We start from the raw sequence: 10,199 nt of genomic DNA on the forward strand, positions 1-10,199 counted from the left end.
GTGGTGCAACCCCTATAATCAGTGGTGCAACCCCTATAAAGAGCGTACCAACGGTCATCCAATGATCATCCAGCCACCATCAGAAATGCGAGAATGCTGGCCAGGGCATCACGCATCTTCTCAAACGCACGCTTTACCTGCATCTTGATAGCTGCTTCAGTCGTATCGACCATCTGTGCGATTTCACGGTACCGGTAGCCATATTCCCGAAGCTCGATAATGCGGCGAGCTTTGGGGGAGAGTGCCTCCAGCGCCCGCTCTACGTCTACCCCTGGCAGACTATCGTTAGCCTGCGTGGTGCGCTGAAGCGGCTTCTCGGGGTCGAACAGGTTCTCCTTCATGTCGTAGCGCCCCCGGTAGAAGTCCTGCAGCTCATACAGCGCCCCCTTCATGGCAAACGACTTAAAGCTGCCAGGCTTGCGCAGGTCGTCAATTCCGTTGTGCACGCGAAGCAGCGTGTTCTGCACCAGATCGTCGACGTCGGGCCCCCGGCCAATGCGTTTGATGAAGTAGCCGCGCAAGATAGGCTCCAGCGCCGTAAGCAGCGCGTCACGGGCCTGTTCGTCACCCGCTTGGGCAGCGCGCACCCGCTCAGGCGCAAAATCGGCGGGGTCAGACATAGGCACAAGTAGCAGTAGGAAACGATGAGTGGGTGAACATGGTACACTACAACATGGCATCCTTAGTGTGAACCCCGACATATTCATTCCGCATGAATTGACTGGGGTACCGGGGCGTGTGGTTACGCCCCCGATGCTGTTGATCGCATTTGTATTTCGTCATTCAACCGACCACACACCCATGAGCCTGTACGACTTGCACGACGCCCAACTGGACGATATGGACGGGGAGGGGTTTGCATACTCCGAAAAGACCGTGTATGGCAAAGCTTACAAAGGGGTGTTCTTCGCGGAGAACGCGGAAGACATCGAGACCCTGGCCGAAGGCGACAGCGACGCCACCTTTACCGGTATCCTCTACGACCGTAGCCGCGAACGCGAAAAATCGTTCACCGTTGACGTCACAAATGTGATTAGCACGCCTACGGGTGAGCGGGCTGACTTTGTAGCCACCGAGAAGCCGTAGCGCTTCCCTCCTGTTGCAGGCACGGGCTCTTCTCCTGTGCTGCTGCATAATGAGCACGCTGGTTTGCCTGTTGCAAGCCAGCGTGCTTTTTTTGGTAGTGGACTCATTCGAAGCAGCCGACTTCCTGACCAAGGTGTTTCTTGGGGCAAGCTCCTTCCTTCACTCCGCCAGTTCTCTCAGCACATCTATTCCTTGAGATTGGGCGCCCTCTTTTTGCACTCAAGTCGGCACTGCTCAGTCACCTGCTCGGAAGTTATACACGACGCCTATCTGCGGCGCACTGTTCAAAACGTCAAACCCGGCCATTAAAGCTATCTGATGCTGATTCCATACCAGTCCGGGTGACACGATCGGCCGCGAAGCAATCTCGCCACGCTCCTGCTCAAATAGCAATCCAAGCCCCAGTGCTGGCTGCAGCGCTCCGGCTCCTACGTCGGTGAACCCACGCAGCTGCACGCCGAAGCGCTCCGTTCCTTCGCCGGTGAGCACGGCCCCGCTGATTTCTGCCTGCAGCCATACACCTGCGCTCGTGCCCGTCCACCCGCTCGTAATTCCGATTGGCGTGTTCGACGAGCCCGATACGCCGACGCTTCCGCCCACGAAGGCACCGAGTCCGACAACGGCTGCAGCCCCCATCGCCGCCGGCCCCAGACTGGGCGCGTCGTCATCATCGTCGTCGGAGCGGCTGCGGCGGCGATCGCGACGCGGCTCCTCGTCCGACTCGGCCTGCACGTCGCCGCGCCCGCCCCGAGCGGTGCGATCGCCTTCTGGTGCTGGCGTCGCTGAGGGTGGACGTGCCACGGTGCGGGTGCGTGTGCCTCCGAAGACGTAGCCGGTGCGGATTACGAAGACCGACGAGGTACGGCGGGTGCGCGGCGGCGCAGGGTCTGCACGGGGCTGCCGCTCTTGCCGCGTCTCTTGCTCCCTCCGGTCGCTTCGTTCGGCAGTGGGCGGCGCCTCGGGCGGCCACACCTGTACGCGCTCTACGTCCACAATCTCGAAGGCGGGCTGTTCAGCCAGCAGCGCACGAGCCTCTTCCGCATCCAGCCCGTCAAAGAGCTCCTGCAGCGGCACGTTGCTCCAGCTCAGCGAGACGGTTTCGGGACGCGGCCCCGCATCCATCTCTTCAAATGCAAAGAGCGTAGTGGCGCGAGGCGCACCGTCGACCACCGCCTCTGCAATCAGGTAGATCTGCTCCAGTCGGCCGGGGCCTGCGACATCACCGAGCGGACGAATGCCTTCTTCTCCCGCGTGTACCCAGTCGCCGGGCGACCATGCAAGCTCAAACTGCCAGTCGACAACGGTATCGCGCAATGCGTATTCATAGTCGATACGGATCCGGTCAAACTGCGGCAGCCAGCGGGCATCGAGTTCCTCTTGCCATTCTGCTACCTGCTCGCGGTCGGGCCAGGCGAAGAGATCCATCGTTCCTGCTCCGGCTTCTTCGGCAATAGATGCTTCAGGCGCCCCCTGACCAGCAGCCGGCAGGGGCATGCTGAGCAGACCAGCAAGAAGGAAGGCCGCGCCAAGTAGGCGTAAGGAGGTAGGCATAGAGATTGACACAAAATAGTATTAAATACAGGCGGACACGTGTGTCTGTCGCATTCACGGTAAAGACGCACTCAGCGCTGCTTTCGTTACATCCACACTCCTGCCACGGGCGCTCCTGCCCCAGGAAGCGCGGTGCGCCATGTTACGCGCGCCATGCACGATCAGACTCCGAAGCAGGCATCTGTGCCTGATGATCACCGTGCCTAATGATCACCGTTCGGCCGCTTCGGAAGACGCTTTAGAAGTTCCTACAGGCAGCGCCAGATCGTTCGTCCAGTAAGCGTTTGCACCCGGACGCCTGGCAATCAAGCCGCGTTCGAACATCCAGGTCTCAAGTGCTGCGTAGTAGTCGGTCGTCATTCCGAAGTCGTATGTGAAGCAGGGAAGCGTAGCCGCGAAGGTTCTGGGCGTAAGTGTATCGCCAGGCTCCACATCGGCGCGGCGGCGGTAGACGTCAGCCGCAGATTCAGGCTGTTGGTGCAAGAAATCGATGCCTCGGCGCAACACGCGTACAAAGCGCGCAAACACATCACGGCGTGCCTGCAGATGCTGGGGGGTGGTAACCATGATAAGCTGGCAAAAATCGGGGATGCCCCAGTCCTTGAGTGCGAAAAAGCCAGCGTCAAGACCGCGGTGCTCTGCCTCGACCAGTTCGAAGTTATAGAACACAAGCGTGGCTACATCCGCCTTGTCGTCGGCCAGCGCGTCGGTATGGTAGAAGCTGTTGTTGACGGGAACGAACTCATCCGGGTTGGCGGTGCCGCCGTCGTGCTCAATCATTGTCTGTACGATTGCAGGACCGCCCGGGCCTGGGGCACCCGGATACTGAATACGAGCCCCCACCATGTCTCGCGGACGCTCAATGCTCTGCCCCTTTAGATACATGACACCACCATTGGTGTGCAGAAAGCGCGCGAATCCCACAACGGGCGCCCCCTCCGCACGATCTTCGACAAGATGAAGCGGCTCAGTGATAGCTACGTCGAGCTTGCCGTCTTCAATAGCTTCAACGGCGTCCATGTGTGCGTCGGGCTCAACGATCTCAAGGTCAAGGTTCGCCTCCGCAAACCACCCATGCTCTTGGGCAATGAGAAGCGGCGCGTGATCGGGATTTAAGAACCATTCGAGTCCTAAACGGAGCGTATCCATAACGTGTGCTGGTCTGAATGAAATCACAATAATGCATCAGCCAGCGGTGCCCACGCTGCGATGCAGCGCTTCTGCATCGCAAACAACAGTGCTTCCCTACGCCGGTACCATCCGGTTCAGGTTCGAAGGGTATGCTCTCAGCCTTTCTTGTAGGCACCCCCAGCTTACTTCGGTATACAGACAGCACTGCCACAAGTTGACGTCGCGAGACGGGCAAGCGCACGAGCAGTTCGATATCACCCTCGTGTCTACCGTATCTGTCCGCCAACGCAATGCCCCCCTGGCCTCACTGCCCGAACCAGATCGACTCCGTATAAGCCACGCAGGGCCAATCATCCCCGCAAAGCCGTGCTCAAATCGGTTCATCCTGCCACGTTCGATATCATTCTTTTTCTGGGAAGCGACCGCCCTGGGCGCTTTTCCCCGCCACCGAGTTTATCGTGATTGCGATGTACTCACGACCCTGACATGCCCTGCTCATCAGGTCCGTTTCTGCCAGTGTGTCTACATACCAACCATCTTTTGGTAGCGGTTCAATGGTAAGTGATTATCATATGGCCGACATCTTTGGGGTCAGACAACCCTCTCTGTCTATCGACATCTCCCCCTTGGAAAAGGGGGAGAAACCCGACACGAGTCCAGAGGGCAACTGATGGAGCGAAGCGGAATAAGGGAGAGGGGGTTCGAACAAGACAAACCTAACATTCTACGATATCCTTATCACTTAGCGTCTACCCACTACCCATCTTTTGTCGTTTCTCAAGGTGGTACGTTCAGAGAAAACGCAAGGTGCAGCCCCTAACAGCTTTAACAGTATGCCAACCCATCCAGCCATGTTATGAATGCCGAAGACCAAAACGGCAATCCGGCTGCATTCCTTCGATCTGCTTGTTACATTATCAACGCTACATCAACGCTACACCGGCTCCGCTTGTATCCTCCTGAACAACACATGCTTCTTATGCGCCTTCTGCTACCCGCTGTCGCAGCACTCCTCGTGGCACTGTTCGCTGCTGCCTCCCAGCCGCTCCACGCGCAGACGCCTGATGAAGATCATGGCCTCTCTGTGCAGCAGATCATGCAAGACCCCGATACATGGATCGGAAGCTGGCCCAGCAATGCGCGCTGGCACGAAAACGGATCGACGCTCTACTTCGACTGGAACCCGGAGGGCGAATTCCCCAGCGACTCCCTCTACGCTGTGCCTGTCGACGGCGATGAACCGGTCAAGGTGGATGCAGAGGAACGCCGCGCCCCGACCCCGTTCTTCTCGGGATGGCACCACGGCACCCATACCTACACGTCCGACTTCACCCGTAAGGTGTTTCTCCATAATGGCGACGTCTATCTCTATAACCGAGACGACGACACCACAACGCGCCTTACCCGCACCTCCAACTCGCTCTCGCAGCCGCGCTTTTCACCCGACGGATCGCGCGTCGTTTTTCGGGATGGACTCAACCTGTTCGCCATCCATCTTGAGCACGGCACTATGCAGCAGCTTACCGATGTGCGCGCAGCAGCCGAACCAACGGAAGAGGAGCCCTCTCCACAGGAGCAGTACCTGAAAGAGCAGCAGATCGAGCTGTTCGAGACGCTTCGAGAGAGACAGGAAGAGGAAGAGTTGGCCGAGGAAGCCCAAGAGGAAGACGCGGCCGCTGACCCTGATCCGCCTACGCTCTACGTGGGCGAGGAGAGCGTGGTGCACGTCTCGATGGATCCATCGGAGCGCTTTACCGCCGTGGGCACCTCCGAATCCCAGAACGCCGAAAACACACAGGTCATCGACTATGTGACCGAAACGGGATTTGCTGAGGTCATTAACGCCCGCGCCAAGGTGGGCCGCGCCCCCAGCGGGTACACCTTGCACCTGGCAGATGCAGAGCGCGACACCACGTACACCGTGGATCTGAGCACCCTGCCCGGCGCCGATGAGTGGCCTATGCCTGCTATCGCCGACCCCGACACGATCGACGGCGTCGACGCCGAGCGGACGCTCCGCGCCTTCGGTCCGTACTGGAACGAAGACGGCTCGCTGGCAGTGCTCGACGTCCGCGCCGATGACAACAAAGACCGCTGGCTCGCGCGCCTGCACCCGGAAGATGGATCGGTTGAGGTGCTCGATCGGCAGCGCGACGACGCCTGGATCGCAGGGCCGGGCATCTCGTGGTTCGGAGGAGCCAGCACACTCGGATGGATGCCCGACGGCGAAACGCTCTATTTCCAGAGCGAAGCCACCGGCTACAGCCACCTCTACACGGTAAATGTTGCAACCGGCGAAACGTCCACGCTTACCGAAGGCCGCTTCGAGGTCTTCGATCCACAGCTCACGCAAGACGGATCCGCCTGGATCTTTGCCAGCAGCGAAGATTCCCCGTATAACCGCCACTGGTATCGCATGCCCGCCGAGGGCGGCGAGCGCACGCGCATCACCAGCGGGCAAGACGGACGCTACACCGCGGCCCCGCACCCCGACGACACCACGCTCGGGCTGCTCTACGAGTACATCACGCAGCCTCCCGAGATATACATCCGCGACGACAATGGCGAACGCCGCATCACGACCTCGCCCACCGACGCATGGCAGTCGATCGCGTGGGACACCGGCACAATCACCGAGTTTGACGCTTCCGATGGCGCTGCCGTGCCCATGCAGATCTTCGAGCCCGACGAGCCCAATGGCGCAGCGGTGCACTTTGTGCATGGCGCAGGCTACCTCCAGAACGTGCACAACGGCTGGAGCAATTACTTCCGCGAGTTCATGTTTCACAACCTGCTGATGCAGCAGGGCTACACCGTCGTCAACCTCGACTTTCGGGCCTCTGCCGGGTACGGGCGCGACTGGCGTACCGCTGTGTATCGCCATATGGGCGGGCGCGACCTGCAGGACTACGTGGATGCCTCAGCCTATCTCGAAGACACGCGCGGCATCGACTCCGAACGGCAGTTCATCTACGGGGGCTCCTACGGCGGCTTTATCACACTGATGGCGCTCTTCAACGAGGCCACCTCGTTTGGCGGCGGCGCCGCCCTGCGGGCTGTAACCGACTGGGCACACTACAACCACCCGTACACCTCCAACATCCTGAACACCCCCATCGTTGATCCCGAAGCGTTTGAGCGCTCTTCGCCGATCTACTTCGCTGAAGGCCTGGACGACCCGCTGCTCATGACGCACGGCCTGATCGATGCCAACGTGCAGCCACAGGACATCTTCCGTCTCAGCCAGCGCCTCATCGAGCTGGGTAAGACCGACTGGGAGCTGGCCACCTATCCCGTAGAGCCGCATGGCTTTACCGAGCCCAGCAGCTGGACGGATCAGTACCGGCGCATCCTCTACTTCATCGAGCGCAGCGTAGGCCCAGAGCGCATCGAGCAGGCGTGGTAACACACGCTCATCGGCTCAACGCAAAACGGCGACGTCCCACTAAAAGCGGACGTCGCCGTTTTATTTGCAGCTTTGCTCTAAAAGTTTGCTCTAAAAGAAAGCAGCTCTCTCTACTCCTCTTCCACATACGTCGTGATCGCATCGGTGAGGGCGCTACCGCGCATGCCCGAGAGGTCGACGTCGAAGGGCTGGTCGGTGCCGTCGACCGAGACGCCGGGCACGCCGCGCCGGGCGTTCATCGCATCGGTGCCGGTTTCGTTTTTGAGAAGCAGCGCCGCCATCGGAATGTCAGGCGCATTCGAGGCCTCTACCGCATCGGCGAACTGCTCCTGCCCGGTGCCCCACTTCTGAATAGCAGTGGCAATGGCCTGGAGCGCTTCGTCGTAATCGGCATCGCCGCTGGCCTTGTTGGCGCGGGTAAGGGCCGCCTCCAGGTCGCGGCGTGCAGCGTCGCACGTGGAAACTGCTGCTTCGAGGGCCTGAATTGTATCGTCGGAGAACATATCGAAGGAGATTAGTCAAAACGTACGGGCGTTGTTGCGCGGCTCCTACGAGAGTCCGCAGGGTGGGTTCAAGATGGTAGCACCAGTGGGATGCGCACGTTCGTGCCTGCTTCAACAGTGCCACCCCAGAAAAAAGCAGGGCCCTCCCGTTACAGAAGGCCCTGCGGTCGTGCAAACGGCGCGTATGCTGCCGCACCTGCAGATGATCGCGTGCAGCACATGGCGCACCGATCTTGTTTCATGACTCCATCCCCTTACAGCGCAGATCCAAAGAACAGCGCATTCAGGAACAGCCCGTTGGTGCCGTACCAGAAGGCACGGAAGTTCGGGTTGTCCATGAGCAGCGTAACCTGTCCGCTTCCGTGGCGGTCGGACACGATGGCCGCGCTCTCACGCGCAATCTCTTCGACCGGGTCCGAGATGTAGCCGCTGAGGAGCGGGCTGTCGGTGTACGTCGCTACCGTGCGTCCGGGACGCTCATGGGGCTCGTAGAACTGCGTTCCGCGACGAAAGACAGGAATCGTTTCGTCGTACCCGAACGCGAGCGGGTGCGTGGTGTCGAGCGTCGCCTCAAAGATCGACCCGCCGATGCGATGAGCGCCGCGTGCGTCGCCAAGGTCGGCGTAGTCTTGCCCGGCAACGAGCGAATCCAGGTCGAGCGTTTTGGCTTCGAGCTCGACCAGCTCATGGGCCGTGGCCCAGTGCGCCCCAGTATGCGATGCGATGAGGTGTCCGCCCTCGCGCACCCAGTCTTTGACCTGGTCGGCATCCATCCCGTTGTAGGAGCCGCCAGCCAGCACCAGCGTGTTGTATTCAGAGAGGTCGAGGCTCTCCATGTAGCTGATGTCGATCATCGACACGGGCATATCGAAGCGCTCACTGAGCAGGTGCCATACCTCTCCGGCATTGGCCGCGCTGGCACCGCCCCACCGCGAGCGACCGGTCGTTCCTGAAACAACCGCAACTTCGGGCTTCTCAAGCACCGATGCGCTGCTCGACCCGAGGTCTGGACCGGTGGGTGTAAGGCCCCGGTTAATCGCGACGATCTCCACATGATGGGCCTCAGCCGCTGCCTGTACTGCTTCATGCACATCGGCCTCTGAAACGTTGTGCTGCTGCAGCGGAATGATGATCGCGCCCCGATCGAACGTGCGCGTGCTTCCGTTAACCAGCGCCTCAAACGGAGACGGCATCATACGCGTCGTGATGTCCGCATCTTGCAGCTGGTAGAGCGCACGCGGGGCAAAGTAGCGTCCCCACGGCATCACGTAAGCCACCTCGGCCTGTCCCCCGGTCACTGCGCCTCCGGTGTACGGCATTGCATCGATACGCTCGCCCCGCACGCCCGAAGGCGTCGACGTGAGCTCGCTGTGGTCCGTACCAAAAGCGAGCGGCAGCGTCCAGGTAGATACGTCGTAGAAGAGCGAATCCTGGAACGTGGTCTGGCGCTCCATCACGCCCTTCACGAACTGCCCCTGCTCCTGATCGAGCGGCACCCAGTAGGCAGACCCCGGGCGATAGGTACGCCCGTCCGATTCGACGGCCTGCCCGAGATCGAAGAGCTCCACGCGATGCTGCAACAGGAGCTGCCCGAGCGCCTGTGCCCGCTGCGGATAGCGCTCCATGTCGATGAGATAGCCCGTCATAGGGGCATCGCTGAGGTTCTCGGAGCGGTTGGCAAAGAAGTCGCGCTGGTAGCGCAGCAGGTCTTCGCGGATTTCGGAGGAGCCCTGGAGCGTGGAGAGCGACGCCAGAAACTGGTTGCGCACGGTGTAGGCGTAGCTCATCACGCCGGTGCGGGTATCGTTGAGCAGTGCGCGCGAGGACGCCTGTTCAAAGAGGATGCCGACGGTGCCTTGCACGTCCGGGTAGGTCGAGCCCTTGCCGTAGTAGAAATCGTCGAAGCGCTCGCGGGTGTAGTAGAGCGACCCGATGTCGTCGAGGAAATCAGCGTGATACTCAGCCAGCTCCGCCGTCAGCTCCTGGTTGATGTCGGGCGTGTTGGGGTTGGTGCGGCTGGGAATGCCGGGCTGAAAGAAGTAGGTGTCTTCCGACCCCATCTCGTGAAAGTCGGTGAGCACCTGCGGGCGCCAGTCCTGGTAGAGGGCGATGCGTGCCTGCGACGACGGATGCTGCACGGGCATCCAGTCGCGGTTCAGGTCGAACCAGTAGTGGTTGGTGCGCCCGCCAGGCCAGGGCTGGTTGTGCTCGCGATCCTGGCCGTCGATGGTCGGCGTACCGCCCCGATTGCCGTTGACCCAGTTCACGAAGCGGTCGCGCCCGTCCGGATTGAACACCGGATCGATAATAGTGACCACGTTGTCAAGCACCGCGTCGATGGCGGGCCCGTCGCCGGCAGCCAGGTGGTAGAGCAGCAGTATGGCGGCCTCGGTGCCGCTGGCCTCATCGCCGTGTATGGAGTAGCCCATGTAGACAACCGTAGGCAGATTGGCCAAGTCGGCGTCGGACACGGACTCAGGATTGGACGAGAGCGCCTGGTTCTGCGCTTTGATTTCGTCGAT

At 60.5% G+C, this 10,199-nt stretch carries 7 protein-coding genes and 1 riboswitch; of the genes, 2 read left to right on the forward strand and 5 right to left on the reverse strand.

The window, feature by feature from the left end; genetic code table 11:
• Positions 1-65: 65 nt before the first annotated feature.
• Entirely contained in the window at positions 66-620 is a 555-nt protein-coding gene (locus PPP56_RS05475) for an RNA polymerase sigma factor (RefSeq protein ID WP_353563025.1), read from the reverse strand.
• A gap of 181 nt (positions 621-801) precedes the next feature.
• Here PPP56_RS05475 and PPP56_RS05480 point away from each other — a divergent pair, with 181 nt between their 5' ends.
• Positions 802-1,086: a hypothetical protein gene (locus tag PPP56_RS05480; protein ID WP_353563026.1), complete on the forward strand. Its 285-nt coding sequence runs from the start codon at positions 802-804 to the stop codon at positions 1,084-1,086.
• A gap of 234 nt (positions 1,087-1,320) precedes the next feature.
• Here PPP56_RS05480 and PPP56_RS05485 read toward each other — a convergent pair whose 3' ends face one another.
• Positions 1,321-2,637 (reverse strand): hypothetical protein, encoded by a 1,317-nt coding sequence (locus PPP56_RS05485; RefSeq protein ID WP_353563027.1) that lies wholly within the window; start codon positions 2,635-2,637, stop codon positions 1,321-1,323.
• Positions 2,638-2,847: 210 nt separating this feature from the next.
• A complete protein-coding gene (locus tag PPP56_RS05490) occupies positions 2,848-3,786 on the reverse strand; it encodes an ABC transporter substrate-binding protein (RefSeq protein ID WP_353563028.1) in 939 nt (312 codons plus the stop codon).
• Between the two features lie 76 nt (positions 3,787-3,862).
• Positions 3,863-3,957, reverse strand: a riboswitch (TPP riboswitch).
• Positions 3,958-4,747: 790 nt separating this feature from the next.
• On the opposite strand from PPP56_RS05490, the gene PPP56_RS05495 reads away from it, so the two are divergent.
• On the forward strand, positions 4,748-7,174 hold the full coding sequence (locus PPP56_RS05495; RefSeq protein ID WP_353563029.1) for a S9 family peptidase: 2,427 nt from the start codon (positions 4,748-4,750) through the stop codon (positions 7,172-7,174).
• Positions 7,175-7,284: 110 nt separating this feature from the next.
• Here PPP56_RS05495 and PPP56_RS05500 read toward each other — a convergent pair whose 3' ends face one another.
• Together PPP56_RS05500 and PPP56_RS05505 are read right to left on the reverse strand one after the other, a co-directional pair.
• Positions 7,285-7,677 carry a hypothetical protein gene (locus PPP56_RS05500; protein WP_353563030.1) on the reverse strand — a complete coding sequence of 131 codons (393 nt, stop codon included), beginning with the start codon at positions 7,675-7,677 and terminating at the stop codon, positions 7,285-7,287.
• 254 nt (positions 7,678-7,931) lie between these two features.
• Positions 7,932-10,199 (reverse strand): M14 family metallopeptidase (locus tag PPP56_RS05505; protein WP_353563031.1); only part of this gene is annotated, 2,268 nt, incomplete at its 5' end.

Origin of the sequence: Longimonas sp. (assembly GCF_040409695.1) — a bacterium.
GTDB lineage: Bacteria > Bacteroidota > Rhodothermia > Rhodothermales > Salinibacteraceae > Longimonas.

Excerpts from the sequence above, each read along its gene's own strand:
- PPP56_RS05475 (WP_353563025.1), bottom strand. The coding sequence starts at position 620 with ATGTCTGACCCCGCCGATTTTGCGCCTGAGCGGGTGCGCGCTGCCCAA.
- PPP56_RS05480 (WP_353563026.1), top strand. The coding sequence starts at position 802 with ATGAGCCTGTACGACTTGCACGACGCCCAACTGGACGATATGGACGGG.
- PPP56_RS05485 (WP_353563027.1), bottom strand. The coding sequence starts at position 2,637 with ATGCCTACCTCCTTACGCCTACTTGGCGCGGCCTTCCTTCTTGCTGGT.
- PPP56_RS05490 (WP_353563028.1), bottom strand. The coding sequence starts at position 3,786 with ATGGATACGCTCCGTTTAGGACTCGAATGGTTCTTAAATCCCGATCAC.
- PPP56_RS05495 (WP_353563029.1), top strand. The coding sequence starts at position 4,748 with ATGCGCCTTCTGCTACCCGCTGTCGCAGCACTCCTCGTGGCACTGTTC.
- PPP56_RS05500 (WP_353563030.1), bottom strand. The coding sequence starts at position 7,677 with ATGTTCTCCGACGATACAATTCAGGCCCTCGAAGCAGCAGTTTCCACG.